Consider the following 16,517-nt stretch of genomic DNA (forward strand, 5'->3'; position numbering starts at 1 on the left):
ATGTGGAAGGGAGTCATTTTAATGACACAGGAAACAAAGTATAACGTGGCAGTAGTTGGCGCGACAGGCGCTGTAGGACAAAAAATCATCGAACTATTACAAGGCAAATCATTCCCAATTAACAATTTAAAATTACTCTCGTCAAAACGTTCAGCTGGTTCTGCTGTTACAGTGAATGGCAAAGAAATTATTGTAGAAGAAGCTACACCCGAATCTTTTGAAGGAGTAGATATTGCTCTATTTTCTGCTGGTGGATCTGTCTCGAAGCAACTTGCTCCTGAAGCAGTAAAAAGGGGTGCGGTAGTTGTAGATAATACAAGTGCTTACCGTATGGATCCAGATGTACCTTTAGTTGTTCCGGAAGTAAATCCGGAAGATTTAAAAAATCATCAAGGAATTATCGCAAATCCTAACTGCTCTACGATTCAAATGGTAGCTGCATTACAACCTATCAAAGAAAAGTATGGCTTAAATAAAGTTATTGTTTCTACCTATCAGGCAGTGTCTGGTGCAGGAAATGAAGCAATTGATGAATTAAAGACACAATCACAGCAACAACTTAATGGCGAAGCATTAGAAGCAAATTTACTCCCTGTTAAAGGTGATGAAAAACATTATCCGATTGCTTTTAATGCTTTACCACAAATTGATGTTTTCCAAGAAAATGGGTATACATTTGAAGAAATGAAAATGATTAATGAAACGAAGAAAATCTTACATGATGATGCATTACATGTAGCAGCAACGTGTGTACGTCTTCCATTTGTTACTTCACATGCAGAGAGTGTGTATGTAGAATTAGAAGAAGCTGGTGTACAAGTAAAAGATATTTGGAATTTACTAGAATCCGCAGATGGAATTATCTTAGAAGATGATCCAACCAATCAGACATACCCTACTCCGCTATCAGCTGAAGGGAAAGAAGAGGTCTTTGTTGGTCGTGTGCGTAAAGATTTAGATGAGGATAAAGGATTCCATCTCTGGGTAGTATCTGATAACCTATTAAAAGGGGCAGCTTGGAATACAGTCCAAATTGCACAAACTTTAATTGAGAAAGATTGGTTAAAAAAATAACCCAATACAAAAATACAATCATCCAATAGTCAAACTTGGATAGCTTATAGAGGTGTTTTAAAGTGCAAGTGATGGTCCAAAAATTTGGAGGAACTTCGGTGCAATCCTCAGAAAATAGAGAGCATGTCATTCGTCATATTCGTGAGGCATTAGTTCAAGAATATAAACTAGTTGTTGTAGTATCTGCTTTAGGTAGAAAACCAGATCCTTATGCGACGGATAGCTTACTTGGACTTGTAGACTTCCCAACGAATACGAATTCATCACGTGAACTTGACTTGCTTATGTCTTGTGGAGAGGTGATTTCTTCTGTCGTTTTATCGAATGAACTTCAAAAAAATCATATTTCTGCGGTTGCTTTAACTGGAGCACAGGCAGGCTTTGTTACGAATGAAGATTTCAATCGAGCAAAAATAAAAGAAGTGAATCCTACTAGAATCTTAAAAGAATTGGAAACACATGATGTTGTAGTCGTAGCCGGGTTCCAAGGGCAAAGTGAGTCTGGTGAAATAACAACGATAGGACGCGGAGGTAGTGACACATCTGCTGCAGCTCTGGGTGTTGCTTTATCTGCAGAAAGAATTGAAATTTTTACAGATGTGGAAGGTATTATGACAGCTGATCCGCGTGTTGTAAAAAATGCTAGACCACTCGATGTTGTAACGTATACAGAGATATGTAACTTGGCCTATCAAGGAGCAAAAGTAATTCATCCACGAGCGGTAGAGATTGCGATGCAAGGTAAAATACCGATGCGTATTCGGTCAACTTATTCCGAACAGTTAGGTACATTAGTTACTTCATCTCGAGTACATGAACTTGGAATGGATATACCTGATCGAATGATAACTGGTATTGCACATATCTCTCCAGTAACGCAAATTAAAGTTCAGACAAAAGAATCAGCTTATCGTGTTCAATCAGAAGTATTTAAAGCGATGGCTGAAGCAGGTATATCGGTAGATTTTATTAATATATCTCCGACCGGTGTTGTCTATACAGTTCCAGATACTTTAACAACTAAAGCAATAGAGATATTAGAAATGTTAGGATTTCATCCTGAGGTAACCAAAGGATGTGCCAAAGTATCTGCAGTAGGAGCTGGAATGAGTGGTGTTCCAGGTGTTGCATCTAAAATCGTGCAGGCATTAACCGATTCTGGTGTGCAAATTCTGCAGTCTGCAGATAGTCATACCACGATTTGGGTATTAGTGCATAATGATGATTTAATTACTGCAGTGAATGCATTGCATGATGTTTTTGGACTTAGTATTACCGAGGAACTACTGGAAAGTTAAGTGAATAAAACGAAGCAAATAACAGCTGGGCGATAGTCAGAAAATATCTGGATCGTTCAGCTGTTTTTAAATATTGACGATTTAATACCGTTCGGAATATAGTAACAACTGACATCTGGCTTTGATTGAAATGAAAGACGGCGACTCCTGCAGGAAAAGCACGAGCTGAAGATCCACTTGAAAAGCGTTCTTCTTTTCAAGTTAGCTGAAGCTCTGCCTGCGGAAAGCGGCCGTCTGTAATGTAAATCAAAATAGCTGACATTCGATTTATACACGAAATGCCTCACTTATAAAATGGATCAAATAAACGCAAGTAGAAGAGATCTTACTCATGATTGGGAAATTCCAAAGCCAATCGGTGAAGTGATCTTTTCGAATGAAAAATACAAACGAAGCTTTCATTTATATAAAAATGGGGAAGTATCAGTGGAAACATATTTTATATACACCGAATTTGAGTTCGAAAAGGATTAAAACATGTTAAACTTTATTCGAATCAAATGAAATTTCGTCTTTATATTCATAAGTAAAATTACATGAAGTATGTTTTACATGTTTGTGCTCATACTAAGAATAAGTAGTAGGAAAGGGGATTTTTAGTATGAGTTTTCAAATGAACGATGATGATAACAAACCAGAAAAGGAACAAGGTAATAATTCTTCTTCGTTGGTAGAAAAAATCCAACAATTAGGACAATCAAATGTTCCACAAGCTCCGGATTCGAATATTCATGTTTTATCTATTATTGGTCAAGTAGAAGGACATGTGCAGCTCCCACCTCAAAATAAAACAACAAAATATGAACATCTATTACCACAATTAATTGCAATTGAGCAAAACCCTAAAATAGAAGGGCTAGTTATATTGCTAAATACAGTTGGCGGTGATGTTGAGGCTGGCTTGGCACTTGCTGAAATGATATCTTCCTTATCTAAACCTACAGTGTCTATTGTACTTGGTGGTGGCCATTCTATCGGTGTTCCTATAGCGGTTGCTACTGATCATTCGTTTATCGTTCCAACAGCAACGATGACCATTCACCCTATACGTTTAACGGGTCTAGTGATTGGAGTACCACAGACATTTGAATACTTAGATAAAATGCAAGAAAGAGTGATTGACTTCGTCGTGCATCATTCTAATATAAAAGAAGAAAAATTTAAGGAACTAATGTTTGCGCAGGGTAATTTGACACGTGACATTGGTACTAATGTAGTTGGTGCGGATGCAGTAGAATTCGGTTTAATCAATGATGTCGGTGGCGTTAAGGAAGCAATGATTAAGTTAAATGAGTTCATTGGTCCGAAACAAAAACCCGGAGATGATAAATCATGATCTTGTACACTCCATTAAGTTATCATGATGTATTTCCAGCAGATCCAAGTTCCTATCAAAATGTAGACGCTATACTATATCAAGGAAAGACTGTTTATGCTACGCGTCAAGAAAACGGTAAGTATCAAATAGACCAATTATTATCGTCAGACCCAAATGATTACCTAAATGATGATTTTTTACCTGGAAGAATTATTAGCTGATACCGATTTTTCCCAAATCTATGCTATAATGGAAGTAGAAAAACCCTTGCCGCTTTTGTGGGGCAAGGGTTTGCTATTCGCAAAAGTAATGGATGTTGGGGTGAGAAAATGGCCGCGAAAAAGAGAAAGAAAAAAAGAAAAAATTCAAAGCAAGTAAAACGATTAAAAATAGAGTTAGTTGGCCTACTTCTTATATTTCTTGCTATATTTGGTAGCGGAGCAGCAGCGCTAAGTGATGGTGCTATACCAGGATGGTTGGAGAATTTATTTCAATTCTTCTTCGGTATATGGTATTTTATTGCATCTGTATTTCTGCTTGTAACTGGATTTTACTTATTAGTAAAACGAAAATTACCAGATTTTCTACACCGAAGAATGATTGGATTTTACATTCTATTAGCGGGTGTACTGATGTTGACGCATATACAAGTATTGGAGAGTTTACTAGTAACAACAGAAAATACGTCCATTATCGGGATGAGCTGGACGCTATTTTTTGATTATGTAAATGGAACTGGTACTTTAGTACAAACTGGTGGAGGAATGATTGGGGCAATCCTTTTTACTTTTTCACACTATATGTTCTCCATTACAGGATCTAAAATTGTTGTTGTATTTTGTTTATTAATTGGTGCTATTTTCCTTACTAATTTATCTATTGGAGAAGTCGCTTCTAAGCTATTTGCGAGGGTAAAAGCTGTTAGCAATATAGCTATAGAAAAATGGACCCAATATCAAACCGAAAGAAGAGAAAGAAAACAACAAGCATATATGGATGATGAAAGCAGACAAGCTGTAAATGAATCAGAAGATAATATGGTGACAGAGATTGAAGTGTCAGAAAGAGAAGAGCCATTTATCAATGATTTTACAGATGTGGCTTATCAAAATAATGCAACACAAGCAACAGAGAATAAATCACCAGCTAAACAAGCGCAAAGTATAAAAAGTGATCAAGAAGGGCAATCTGATCACTCAGCTGAGGATAGTAAAGATGAAGCAATGCCAATGACAGCAAGGGAGAATCATGATTATGAACTTCCTATGCCAGATTTATTAGCAGATCCATCTTATAACTCACAACAGCAAGAAAAATCGCAAATCCAAGCTACAGTACGTAAATTGGAAAAAACATTTACAAGTTTTGGTGTAAAGGCAAAAATAACGAAGGTGCATGTTGGCCCAGCTGTTACGAAATATGAGGTATATCCTGAAGCAGGGGTGAAAGTTAGTAAGATTGTTAATCTTCATGATGATATAGCACTTGCCTTAGCTGCAAAAGATATACGTATTGAAGCACCAATTCCAGGGAAATCTGCAGTTGGAATAGAAGTTCCAAATAAAGAAATCGCGATGGTTTCTTTACGTGAAGTGTTAGATAAAACATGGTCTAATAAAACTTCTAAACTCCTTTATGCACTTGGTAGAGACATATCTGGTGAAGCTGTTGTTGGTGAATTGAATAAAATGCCACACCTCTTAATTGCTGGTGCAACAGGAAGCGGGAAAAGTGTGTGTGTAAATGGGATAATTACAAGTATTTTAATGCGTGCAAAACCTCATGAAGTTAAAATGATGATGATTGATCCTAAAAAAGTAGAACTAAATGTTTATAATGGTATTCCACACTTGTTAGCACCAGTTGTAACTGATCCTAAGAAAGCATCAAGAGCATTAAAAAAAGTTGTTGCTGAAATGGAAAGACGATACGACTTATTCTCTGAAACGGGAACAAGAAATATTGAAGGATATAATGAATATATTCGAAAGCAAAATCTAGCATCTGAAGATCAGCAGCCACACTTACCTTATATTGTTGTTCTTGTGGATGAGTTGGCAGATTTAATGATGGTAGCGTCAAATGATGTGGAAGATTCTATTACGAGATTGGCGCAAATGGCTCGTGCAGCAGGAATTCACTTAATTATTGCTACACAACGTCCATCGGTAGATGTTATCACTGGTGTCATTAAAGCAAACATACCGTCACGCATTGCATTTAGTGTATCCTCTGCGACAGATTCACGCACGATCCTTGATTCTGGAGGAGCTGAAAAATTATTAGGTAGAGGCGATATGTTATTTATGCCCGTAGGCTCTTCGAAACCAACACGTGTTCAAGGTGCGTTTTTATCTGATGAAGAGGTAGAACGTATTGTAGACCATTGTGTAGAACAACAAAAAGCAACTTATCAAGAAGAAATGATTCCCGAAGAAACAAATGAAGTGGTAGAAGATGTAGATGATGATCTTTTTGAGGATGCGGTTCAACTTATTTCAGAAATGCAAAGTGCAAGTGTCTCGATGTTACAGCGTCGATTCCGGATTGGATATACTAGAGCTGCGAGACTGATTGATGCAATGGAAGATCGAGGAATAGTAGGTCCATATGAAGGGAGTAAACCAAGGTCCGTCTTGGTGCCAAAACCTACAGAAGAACAAACAACCTCTTCGTAAAAGCTTTAATATAATCCTTATTCTAGTAATCTCATGAATAAGGATTATATTTTTGATTGCGAAAATAACTGACAATGAATTTGCTTTGTCGAGGAAAAAGTGATCAAGAAATATTGCGTATTTTGGTCAATTATCATATAAAGTAGAATGAACAAACCCATTGGATGAAGTTTTACACTATCATATATGTTAGGGATTTATTTCTTTAGAGAAGAGTGGTAATATAAACTCTAGCATATAAGAAAACGATGCCATATTGGCAGCTGTGGAGGTGAATATATGTCTATTCGTGCGGATGCAAGGCATTTATATTTGCAAGTAATCGATGAAATTCGGAAAGAAATTGATAACGGCGTTTATCTTGAGAATGAGAAACTCCCATCTGAATATGAATTATCAAAACATTTAGGTGTTTCACGGGCTACATTGAGGGAAGCACTTCGAATTCTAGAAGAAGATAATGTAGTGACAAGAAGACATGGTGTAGGAACTTTTGTAAATCCAAAGCCCATTTTCTCATCTGGAATTGAAGAACTTACCAGTGTTACGCAGATGATTGAACAATCTGGGAAATCGGCAGGGTCGCAATATTTATCTGCTGAAGTTGTCCAAGCAACGGATGAAGATCGCTCAAAATTCAACAATCCCTCTCTATCATCGTTATCTAAAATTGAACGTGTTCGTACGGCTGATAGTGTTCCCGTAGTATTTTGTATTGATAAGATTCCCACTGAATTGATTCCAATCGAGGTATTACGTGAAGAGGCGTCTATATTTAATGTATTTGAATCCTATACAAAGAAACGTGTTGCATATGCGGTTACATATATTGAACCAGTAAGTTACCATGATCGAATTTATAATATATTAAATTATGCTTCTGACCAACCGTTACTCTTATTAAAACAAGTGCATTATACAAGCGATGACGAGCCTGTACTGTACTCATCTAATTATTTTCGAGCAGATACATTTAGTTTTTATGTCTTACGAAAACGTGTTTAATGAATGGAGGTAATTTTCGTGTATTTATGCGAAGATTACCTCTTTTTCAGTGCAGTTCGGTGTCCGTTTTCCAGCAACTAGCTAAAGTACTTATTTCATGATTACTTGTGCTTTCCTCCTCTTCAGCCAACAATATTTCCAAGTGGTTTTCCTCTCACGACAGCAATATTATTTTCCTGTATAATGGATGACAGTTGGAAAAATAGTGCAGAATAGGAAGTATGAAAATTTTTTAAATTGGAGGGTATCCATGAAGGCACAAGTTAATCAAAAAACCGTCGATGGCATGAAGTTTCATTTAGTTCCAAATAAAAAACATAAAACAATCTCTTTTGTTGCAAAATTTCGTGCGCCGTTAGAACGTGCTACAATCACAAAACGCGCTTTGCTTCCATATGTATTAAAACAAGGGACTGCATCTTACCCAAATAGAATAGAATTACAGAAAGAATTGGATGAATTATATGGTGCAACTCTAGCTATTACCGGTGGAAAAAAAGGAGAAAATCATATTCTGACGATTCGGCTAGATGTAGCAAATGAAAAATTTATTCCGGATGCATCTTCTGTCATGAGACGTGCTGCAATGCTATTTGAAGAAGTGATTTTTCAATTAAATGGAGAAGATTCGTTTAAAGATGAAATTTTTGAACGTGAGAAAAAGACATTACTACAGAAGATACATGCATTAAAAGACGATAAAATGAATTATGCAAACACTCGATTAATAGATGAAATGTGTAATGGTGAGCCTTATTCCTTACACGTACAAGGATATGAAGATGATTTGATTTCTTTGAAAAATGAAGATTTATTTGCTTATGCTAAATCAATTATCAAAGAAGACGTAATGGATGTTTTTGTAACAGGTGATTTTCAAACCAAAGACATGATGGATTTAATGGAAGAGCTCTTATCTGGAAAAACAGAACAATTGAATGAGGAAGTAGCGCCAATAAATTCAGAATCAACGGCTAGCAATTCTCCGAAAGAGATTGTGGAAGAAGAAGCTGTTCAGCAAGCAAAGTTGCATATTGGCTATCGAACAAATATCTTATATGAAGATCCAAGGTATGCAGCTTTACAAGTGTTTAATGGTTTGTTTGGAGCATTTCCAAGTTCTAAATTATTCATTAATGTACGGGAAAAGAATAGTTTAGCGTATTATGCTTCATCGCGATTGGAAAGTCATAAAGGTCTTATGATCGTGATGAGTGGTATCGCTCCTCAAGATTATAAAAAAGCTCGAGATATTATTCGAGAACAAGTAGAGGAAATGAAAAACGGTTCCTTTAACGATGAAGAACTTGAAGAAACGAAACAATTAATTATTAATCAACTTTTAGAAACAATGGATCATCCACAAGGTTTAGTGGAACTTTTGTATCAACAAGAAGTTGGCGGGAAGAGTCTTCCGCCAGAACAATTAATCAAAGATATTAAATCTGTTACAAAACAACAAGTGATAGAAGTTGCTAAAGAAATTGAGGAAGATACAATATTTTTACTAACAAGTAAGGGTGGTGAGAAGAGTGAATAAAGAAGTATTTCAAGAATTAGGTGAGACGCTTTATACGAAACAATTACCTAATGGATTAAATGTATATTTATTACCGAAATCAGAGATGTCGAAAACATATGGTATTTTCTCTACCAAGTATGGTTCTATTGATCAAACGTTTATCCCCCTCGGTGAAAATGAAAAAATATCTGTCCCTGAAGGAATTGCTCACTTTTTAGAGCACAAGCTATTCGAAAAAGAAGACAGAGATGTTTTTGCTGATTTTAGTAAACAAGGTGCTTCACCAAATGCTTTTACTTCATTTACACAAACAGCATACTTATTTTCTGCGACTAGTCAAATTGAAAAAAATGTCCTTACTCTCATTGACTTTGTTCAGGATCCGTATTTTTCTGAAGAATCCGTGGAGAAGGAAAAAGGGATTATCGCTCAAGAAATAAAAATGTACGATGATCAACCGGATTGGCAATCCTTCATGGGGACAATCAAAGCAATGTTTCACGATCATCCAGTGAATATAGATATTGCTGGTACGGTAGAGTCTATTTCCTCTATTACCAAGGATGATTTGTATACTTGTTATCAAACATTTTACCATCCAGAAAATATGAGTTTAGTCGTTGCAGGTAATTTTAACCCACAGTCAATGATGGATTTAATAACGGATAATCAATCTAAGAAGGATTTCAAAAAAATGGATGAAATTCAACGATTTCTTCCAAATGAATTGGATCATGTAGCAGAAAAAAATAAAAAAATTACAATGCCGGTGTCGATTCCAAAATGTACCGTTGGGATTAAAGAACCGACAAATAATGTAAAAGGAAACGAAATTCTCCGAAGGGATTTAATGGTTGGAATGTTTTTAAGCCACTTTTTCTCTACTGGAGGACCATTCTACCAGGAATTATATGGGGATGGATTAATTGATGACTCCTTTTATTTCGAGTCAAATTTGGATGCGACTTTCGGTTATTCTCTGATAGGTACTAATACAGATCAACCAGAACAATTTAGTCAACGAGTTAAAGATTTATTACTTTCAACAAAGGATATAAAAATGGATGAAGAAACATTTAAAAGAATGAAGAAAAAGAAAATAGGTCAGTTATTACGTTCGATGAACTCGCTGGAGTTTACTGCAAATAAATTTATTTCTTATCTCCATTTGGGAGTGAATTTATTTGAAGTCGTTCCATTTATACAACAATTAACGGTGGATGATGCAAATAAATTTTTAAGTGAGTGGATTAAGGAAGAACGATTAGCAACTTGTACTATTTCTGCAGAATAAGGTGAGAATATGAGGGGAAATGTACTAGTTATTGGTGCAAGTGGAGAAATCGGTATTGCTATTGCTCGTAAACTTGCTAAAGAAGGATATTCGTTATTATTACATTACCATCAAAATGTTGAACCTATACTACAATTACAGCTTGAATTGGATGAAGATGCTATTCTAGGTTTTTATCAGGCTGATTTAAGCACAAGTAATGGGATACATCATTTAATACATCAATTGGATTTTGATATTGATGGTATTGTGTTTGCTGGTGGAAATGCACATTTTGATTTATTTCAAGATAGCTTAGAGGAAGAAATGGATGACATGTTACAACTGCATATAAAAGCTCCTTGGATGATTACGAAGCATGTATTACCAAATATGATTCGAAAAAATAAAGGCCATATTGTGTTTATCACTTCTATCTGGGGAGACCGCGGTGCAAGTAACGAAGTGATGTACTCTTCCGTAAAAGGTGCTCAAAACAGTTTTGTACGGGCTTTAGCTAAGGAGGTATCCCTAAGTGGTATCTCGGTAAATGGAGTCAGTCCTGGTTTTATACAGACGAAGATGAATGCACATTTATCAGCGGAAGAAGTTCATTCCATTATTGATGAAATACCTCTTAACCGTGCTGGTTTACCTGAAGAAGTGGCAAATACGGTACACTTTTTGATGAGTGATCAATCTAGCTACATTCGTGGTGAAATTATAGAAGTTAATGGAGCATGGTAAAAATATACTTTTTTATGAATATTTTCGGTTGAAACCTCAAATAATAAGTTTGATTCTACGAATATGAGGAGGAAATCGAAATGTCTGTTTTAGATAATTTTGACTCATGGAAAGGTTTTTTAGCTGATCGACTTGAACAAGCTCAAGCTAATGGAGTAGATCAGAAAACAATTTCTGGATTAGCAGCTGAAGTAGGAGATTATCTTGCACAAAGCGTTAATGCTCAAAATCCGGAAGAAGAAGTATTAAAGGAATTGTGGAATGCAGCTTCTGAAGAAGAACAGCAAGCACTTGCAAATACAATGATCAAACTTGTTCAGAAAAAATAATTATGATGAATAATTAGAGGAAAAGTTGTATAGTTGTAACTGTACAACTTTTTCTTTTTATTAAAGATGAATCGCAATTTTATAATAATATATCCTTCTTTGTAATCTGAATTTTCTTTTTATATTTATTACAGTAGTGCGGAGTTATCTTGGTTAATTTCGACAGGATTTTTATGAAATTTCATCTAGTTGTTTTGAAAAATAGTAAAAAATGTTATATTCTAATAGAAAATTTTACATAAATTCGTTATGATAATACATAGTACAGAATATAGCTATAATATAAAGGGGTTCATTATGGAAAAAGTAGAGTGGTATTTAGAATATGAAAACCTTAAAAATCGTCCAGGGTTACTTGGAGAAATAGCTTCTTTGCTTGGAATGCTTTCCATTAATATAATTACAATCAATGGTGTAGAAAATTCACGAAGAGGTATGCTGTTGTTGTCGAAATATGATGAAAATATTATGAGATTAAAGTCTATACTAAGTACGATGGGTGCAATTAAAGTTCATAAAATTAGAAAACCTAAACTCCGCGATAAAATGGCAGTTCGTCATGGAAAATACATTCATACGGATAGCGATGATCGAAAGACGATTCGATTTGTCAGAGAAGAGCTAGGTTTACTTGTTGATTTTATGGCTGAGTTATATAAAGTTGAAGGTCATAAACTGATTGGAATACGAGGTATGCCACGTGTAGGAAAGACGGAATCAATTGTTGCAGCTAGTGTTAGTGCTAATAAACGTTGGTTATTTGTTTCAAGTACGATGATTAAACAAACTGTTCGCAAAAGTTTAATTGAAGGTGAATACAATCCTGATAATATTTATATTATAGATGGAGTAGTCTCAAAAAGGAAGGCTAATGAACAACATTGGCAATTAATTCGTGAAATAATGCAACTTCCAACTATTAAAGTAGTTGAGCATCCGGACATATTCGTGCAATCTACGGAATATAGTATGGATGATTTTGATTATATCATCGAATTACGCACGGATGAAAATGAAGAGATTACATATGAAACAGTAGAAAAGCAAGATTTTCATCAGCAGGACGGGTTTTCTATGTTTTAATATTTTTTGACTATGGAAGGTGTTTTATATGGATGTTGGTGCGAAATTAAAAGAAGCACGTTTATCTAGCGGAATTTCACTAGATAGTTTACAGGAAACAACAAAGATTCAGAAAAGATATTTAGTAGCAATTGAAGAAGGAAATCTTCATATTTTGCCTGGTAAGTTTTATGCAAGAGCTTTTATAAAAGAATACGCAACTGCTGTTGGATTGGATCCGAATGAACTTCTCGAAGAACATAGAGAGGAGTTGCCTAGTACGGAAGAGGAGAATGTTCAATATACACGAATTCAGCGCACTAGAAGAGAAAATAATAGTAATGATAAAGGTTCACGCATTTCTTCCGTTATTCCTTCAATTATTGTCGTTCTATTAGTAATAGGTATAATTATTGTTGCGTGGTTGTTTATTCGTGCTAATTCTTCCTCGGATGCTACAGATTCATCTGAAGAGCCGCAAGAAAACAATGTAATTATTGAAGAAGGAACTAATGATTCTGAAAATAATACAGATGAATCAGCTGGAGATGAAGAAGAGAACAATGAAGAAAATGATGGTACTTCTGAAGGAAGTGAAGACAATGAATCTGAAGAGGATTCATCGGAAGATTTATCTGTTGAGGTAATTGAAGAAGGAACTGGGAGTTCCCCTAATTCAGTTATTGGTGTAAGCAATTACGGTGATGAACTTACTGTTTCTGTTGATGTTACAGCAGATGATATGGAGTCATGGTTAGGGGTAACAAGCGGAAATGGTGAATCACTTTATAACAGTATCTTTAATGCAGAGGCAGCTCCTCAAGAGTGGGATGCTACAGATTATGAATCAATTTCATTTAATGTAGGTAATACACCAGCTGTAGTCATTTCTATTAATGGTACTGAAATTGAATATCCAGTAGACACTTCTACTGCACATCAAAAAATAGAAATCCAATTTAATTAAACTTTGACCCTCCTATTTTTTGTGGGAGGGTTATATTTATTACTCAAAAGACGGAGGCAGACAGAATGAATTTACCAAATAAGTTAACATTTTCCAGAATATTAATGATCCCGATTTTTATTTTATTATTATCCATTCCTTTTCCTTGGGGAGCTTGGGATATCGGTAATAGTGAATTACCAGTCGCTCATTTTCTAGCCGCATTGATCTTTATTATTGCAGCTGCTACTGATTGGGTTGATGGTTATTATGCTAGAAAGTATCAATTAGTTACAAATTTAGGAAAGTTTATGGACCCGCTTGCAGATAAGTTACTAGTATCTGCTGCATTAATACTATTAGTGGAAATGGAAATTGCCCCAGCTTGGATAGTCATCATTATTATAAGCAGAGAATTAGCTGTTACAGGTTTAAGACTAGTAGCTGCAGGAGAAGGAATCGTACTTGCAGCAGGAAGTATGGGCAAATTAAAAACTGCAACTCAAATGATTTCTATTGCGGTATTATTACTACATAATTTTCCGTTTTCCTATATTGATTTTCCATTCGGTATAATCATGCTATATATAGCATTAATTTTCACAATTATTTCTGGAGTGGATTATTTTATTAAAAACTGGCATGTGATGAGGGATTCAAAATAATGAAAAATTATCAAGCTGAAATAGTAGCGGTTGGTACGGAATTGTTATTAGGCCAAATTGCGAATACAAATGCACAATGGTTATCCGAAAAATTAGCAACATATGGAATTAATATGTACAATCACACAGTAGTAGGCGATAATTTAGAACGTGTTGAGCAGGCTTTTCAGCTTGCTCAATCACGTTCTAATATTATCATTGTGACAGGTGGTCTTGGACCGACTGCGGACGATCTTACTCGTGAAGGTTTTCAACAGATGACAGGATTACCGCTGGTTGAAGATAAGGAAAGCATGGAAAAAATAGAGGGATTTTTTCAAAATCGTGGACGAACAATGACCCCGAATAACAGAAAACAGGCACGTGTATTTGAAGGTTCTACAGTACTGAACAATAAAGCAGGTATGGCACCTGGAATGTATGTTCATTATCAATCTTGTCATTGGTTCTTTTTACCGGGAGTACCTCGTGAAATGAAACATATTTCGCAAGAGGAACTCTTTCCATTTTTAGAAAAAGTAACCGGGAAACAACGAATTATACAATCCGTCGTACTAAAATTTATTGGTATTGGTGAATCAACATTAGAACATACATTATCAGACTTAATTGAAAAGCAAACAAATCCAACGATTGCGCCACTTGCACAAGATCAAGCCGTTGTTATTCGTCTAACAGCAAGAGGTGAAACAAAACAAGAAGCGGAAGCGATGTTAGAACAAACTAAAAAGCTTATTTTAGCAAGAGTTGGAGAGCATTACTTTGGTGAGAATGAGGAGTCAATAGAGGATATTGTTGTGCAACAACTCCAAGATTTAGGTTATTCAATAAGCGCAGCAGAGAGTATTACAGGAGGAATGTTTTCTCAAAGACTGGTGTCTGTAACTGGAGCATCGAATGTATTTGCGGGGAGTTTTATAACATACCAGTCTCGTATAAAGGAAGAGGTATTAGAAGTTCCGAGTGAAATCATACATTCACAAGGTGTGGTTAGCCGTGCATGTTCAGATGCAATGGCATCAAATGTTACGAGAAAAATACAAACAAATTTAGGTATTTCATTTACAGGAATAGCTGGACCGGATGAACAAGAAGGGAAACCAGTCGGAACAGTCTATATTTCAATCGCTGATGGTGATGAAGTGGTTGTCTCAAAACAATTTAACTTTACTGGAAATAGAAATCATATACGGGATAGAGCTTGTTTAAAAGGATTTGAACTAATATATCAATATTTAAAAAGTAAAAGCTAGGAGTCTTAATACAAGGATTTTTCTATTTATAAAACTATTTTTATAGTATTTTTCTAAATTTGACTATAAGTAGATTGTTAAAAAATAAGAACATCCATTCGTTTTTTTCTTGTTAAATAGATAAAAACATTGTATGATAGATACAGATATGTGAAGGAGGTAGTTTCTTTGAGTGATAGAAAACAAGCATTAGATATGGCTTTAAGACAAATAGAGAAGCAATTTGGTAAAGGTTCCATTATGAAAATGGGGGAGAATGAAATCCCGAAAATCGCTACTATCCCAAGTGGATCATTAGCATTAGATGTTGCCTTAGGTATAGGCGGGTATCCTCGTGGTCGTGTAGTTGAAATATATGGTCCAGAGTCCTCAGGTAAAACAACCGTAGCACTTCACGCAATTGCGGAAGCACAAAAGCAAGGAGGACAAGCTGCGTTTATCGATGCAGAGCATGCGCTTGACCCAGTATATGCGAAAGCTTTAGGTGTAAATATTGATGAATTACTGTTATCTCAACCAGATACAGGTGAACAAGCATTAGAAATTGCAGAGGCCCTTGTTCGAAGCGGTGCTGTAGATATTATCGTAGTTGACTCTGTAGCTGCGCTTGTGCCAAAAGCTGAAATTGAAGGTGAAATGGGAGATTCTCATGTTGGGCTACAAGCACGTTTAATGTCACAAGCATTACGTAAATTATCTGGTGCAATAAATAAGTCGAAAACAACGGCAATATTTATTAACCAAATCCGTGAAAAAGTCGGAGTTATGTTCGGAAATCCAGAGACAACTCCTGGTGGACGAGCATTAAAATTCTATTCCTCTGTACGTTTAGAAGTAAGAAGAGCGGAAACATTAAAGCTAGGTAATGATGCAGTCGGAAATAAAGCGCGAATTAAAGTTGTAAAAAATAAAGTTGCTCCACCGTTTAAACAAGCTGAAGTAGATATTATGTATGGAAAAGGTATTTCTAAAGAAGGTGAAGTATTAGATATTGGTTCCGATCTAGATATTGTTATGAAAAGTGGTGCATGGTATTCCTATAACAATGATCGTCTAGGACAGGGCAGAGAAAATGCGAAACAATATCTAAAAGAACATGAAGAAGTATTAACAGAAATCCATCAGTCTATTCGTCAGCATTATGAATTAGACAAGGTGGATGAAGATAAGACGGAAGAAGAAGCTTCTCAAGAGAGTCTTGATTTAAAATAGTCTAGCTTGTACAAAACTCTAAGGTCAAAAGCAATATGACCTTAGGGTTTTTTTATTTTAGTCGATCTCAATATTCAGAAGAGCTCGCCAACATGGATATTATTTCCGGGGATTCCTTGACATTCAACCAATTGA

The 16,517-nt window shown here is 35.6% G+C and carries 16 protein-coding genes; all 16 read left to right on the forward strand.

Going from position 1 to position 16,517, the window contains the following annotated elements; translation table 11 throughout:
• Positions 1-21 precede the first annotated feature (21 nt).
• The 16 genes from asd to recA all read left to right on the forward strand — a co-directional run bounded on the left by asd (position 22) and on the right by recA (position 16,382).
• On the forward strand, positions 22-1,074 hold the full coding sequence (gene asd / locus OB_RS08330) for an aspartate-semialdehyde dehydrogenase (protein WP_011066010.1): 1,053 nt from the start codon (positions 22-24) through the stop codon (positions 1,072-1,074).
• 62 nt (positions 1,075-1,136) lie between these two features.
• Positions 1,137-2,372: an aspartate kinase gene (dapG, locus tag OB_RS08335; RefSeq protein ID WP_011066011.1), complete on the forward strand. Its 1,236-nt coding sequence runs from the start codon at positions 1,137-1,139 to the stop codon at positions 2,370-2,372.
• A 294-nt stretch (positions 2,373-2,666) separates the two neighbouring features.
• Entirely contained in the window at positions 2,667-2,846 is a 180-nt protein-coding gene (locus OB_RS18400) for a hypothetical protein (protein WP_160162352.1), read from the forward strand.
• Positions 2,847-2,973: 127 nt separating this feature from the next.
• Positions 2,974-3,708: a ClpP family protease gene (locus tag OB_RS08340; RefSeq protein ID WP_011066012.1), complete on the forward strand. Its 735-nt coding sequence runs from the start codon at positions 2,974-2,976 to the stop codon at positions 3,706-3,708.
• Complete coding sequence (locus OB_RS08345) at positions 3,705-3,911, forward strand: YlzJ-like family protein (protein ID WP_041544134.1); 207 nt, start codon at positions 3,705-3,707, stop codon at positions 3,909-3,911. The genes OB_RS08340 and OB_RS08345 overlap by 4 nt, the downstream gene beginning before the upstream one ends.
• Before the next feature lie 108 nt (positions 3,912-4,019).
• A complete protein-coding gene (locus OB_RS08350; RefSeq protein ID WP_011066014.1) occupies positions 4,020-6,368 on the forward strand; it encodes an FtsK/SpoIIIE family DNA translocase in 2,349 nt (782 codons plus the stop codon).
• Positions 6,369-6,647: 279 nt separating this feature from the next.
• Positions 6,648-7,373, forward strand: coding sequence for a GntR family transcriptional regulator (locus tag OB_RS08355; RefSeq protein WP_011066015.1), 726 nt, complete (start codon positions 6,648-6,650; stop codon positions 7,371-7,373).
• Between the two features lie 250 nt (positions 7,374-7,623).
• Positions 7,624-8,913 (forward strand): EF-P 5-aminopentanol modification-associated protein YfmF, encoded by a 1,290-nt coding sequence (gene yfmF, locus OB_RS08360; protein ID WP_011066016.1) that lies wholly within the window; start codon positions 7,624-7,626, stop codon positions 8,911-8,913.
• Positions 8,906-10,189 carry an EF-P 5-aminopentanol modification-associated protein YfmH gene (yfmH, locus tag OB_RS08365; RefSeq protein WP_011066017.1) on the forward strand — a complete coding sequence of 428 codons (1,284 nt, stop codon included), beginning with the start codon at positions 8,906-8,908 and terminating at the stop codon, positions 10,187-10,189. Before yfmF ends, yfmH begins: the two co-directional genes overlap by 8 nt.
• 9 nt (positions 10,190-10,198) lie before the next feature.
• Positions 10,199-10,915, forward strand: coding sequence for an elongation factor P 5-aminopentanone reductase (ymfI, locus tag OB_RS08370; protein ID WP_011066018.1), 717 nt, complete (start codon positions 10,199-10,201; stop codon positions 10,913-10,915).
• An 80-nt stretch (positions 10,916-10,995) separates the two neighbouring features.
• On the forward strand, positions 10,996-11,244 hold the full coding sequence (locus OB_RS08375; RefSeq protein ID WP_011066019.1) for a DUF3243 domain-containing protein: 249 nt from the start codon (positions 10,996-10,998) through the stop codon (positions 11,242-11,244).
• 297 nt (positions 11,245-11,541) lie between these two features.
• Complete coding sequence (locus OB_RS08380; protein WP_011066020.1) at positions 11,542-12,327, forward strand: DUF3388 domain-containing protein; 786 nt, start codon at positions 11,542-11,544, stop codon at positions 12,325-12,327.
• A 28-nt stretch (positions 12,328-12,355) separates the two neighbouring features.
• A complete protein-coding gene (locus tag OB_RS08385) occupies positions 12,356-13,273 on the forward strand; it encodes a helix-turn-helix domain-containing protein (RefSeq protein WP_011066021.1) in 918 nt (305 codons plus the stop codon).
• Positions 13,274-13,338: 65 nt separating this feature from the next.
• Positions 13,339-13,917 carry a CDP-diacylglycerol--glycerol-3-phosphate 3-phosphatidyltransferase gene (pgsA, locus tag OB_RS08390; RefSeq protein WP_011066022.1) on the forward strand — a complete coding sequence of 193 codons (579 nt, stop codon included), beginning with the start codon at positions 13,339-13,341 and terminating at the stop codon, positions 13,915-13,917.
• The gene (locus tag OB_RS08395; RefSeq protein WP_011066023.1) at positions 13,917-15,170 is read left to right on the forward strand and encodes a competence/damage-inducible protein A; all 1,254 of its coding nucleotides are present in this window, start codon (positions 13,917-13,919) and stop codon (positions 15,168-15,170) included. The genes pgsA and OB_RS08395 overlap by 1 nt, the downstream gene beginning before the upstream one ends.
• Positions 15,171-15,338: 168 nt before the next feature.
• On the forward strand, positions 15,339-16,382 hold the full coding sequence (gene recA, locus OB_RS08400) for a recombinase RecA (protein ID WP_011066024.1): 1,044 nt from the start codon (positions 15,339-15,341) through the stop codon (positions 16,380-16,382).
• Positions 16,383-16,517 lie beyond the last annotated feature (135 nt).

This window comes from Oceanobacillus iheyensis HTE831, assembly GCF_000011245.1.
GTDB classification, from domain to species: Bacteria; Bacillota; Bacilli; order Bacillales; family Amphibacillaceae; genus Oceanobacillus; species Oceanobacillus iheyensis.

Bases quoted from the DNA above. Each gene is read 5' to 3' on its own strand.
- OB_RS08345 (WP_041544134.1), top strand. From the start codon at position 3,705: ATGATCTTGTACACTCCATTAAGTTATCATGATGTATTTCCAGCAGAT.
- OB_RS08385 (WP_011066021.1), top strand. From the start codon at position 12,356: ATGGATGTTGGTGCGAAATTAAAAGAAGCACGTTTATCTAGCGGAATT.
- asd (WP_011066010.1), top strand. From the start codon at position 22: ATGACACAGGAAACAAAGTATAACGTGGCAGTAGTTGGCGCGACAGGC.
- OB_RS08350 (WP_011066014.1), top strand. From the start codon at position 4,020: ATGGCCGCGAAAAAGAGAAAGAAAAAAAGAAAAAATTCAAAGCAAGTA.
- pgsA (WP_011066022.1), top strand. From the start codon at position 13,339: ATGAATTTACCAAATAAGTTAACATTTTCCAGAATATTAATGATCCCG.
- OB_RS08375 (WP_011066019.1), top strand. From the start codon at position 10,996: ATGTCTGTTTTAGATAATTTTGACTCATGGAAAGGTTTTTTAGCTGAT.
- OB_RS08355 (WP_011066015.1), top strand. From the start codon at position 6,648: ATGTCTATTCGTGCGGATGCAAGGCATTTATATTTGCAAGTAATCGAT.
- OB_RS18400 (WP_160162352.1), top strand. From the start codon at position 2,667: ATGGATCAAATAAACGCAAGTAGAAGAGATCTTACTCATGATTGGGAA.
- OB_RS08395 (WP_011066023.1), top strand. From the start codon at position 13,917: ATGAAAAATTATCAAGCTGAAATAGTAGCGGTTGGTACGGAATTGTTA.
- OB_RS08380 (WP_011066020.1), top strand. From the start codon at position 11,542: ATGGAAAAAGTAGAGTGGTATTTAGAATATGAAAACCTTAAAAATCGT.
- ymfI (WP_011066018.1), top strand. From the start codon at position 10,199: ATGAGGGGAAATGTACTAGTTATTGGTGCAAGTGGAGAAATCGGTATT.
- OB_RS08340 (WP_011066012.1), top strand. From the start codon at position 2,974: ATGAGTTTTCAAATGAACGATGATGATAACAAACCAGAAAAGGAACAA.
- yfmF (WP_011066016.1), top strand. From the start codon at position 7,624: ATGAAGGCACAAGTTAATCAAAAAACCGTCGATGGCATGAAGTTTCAT.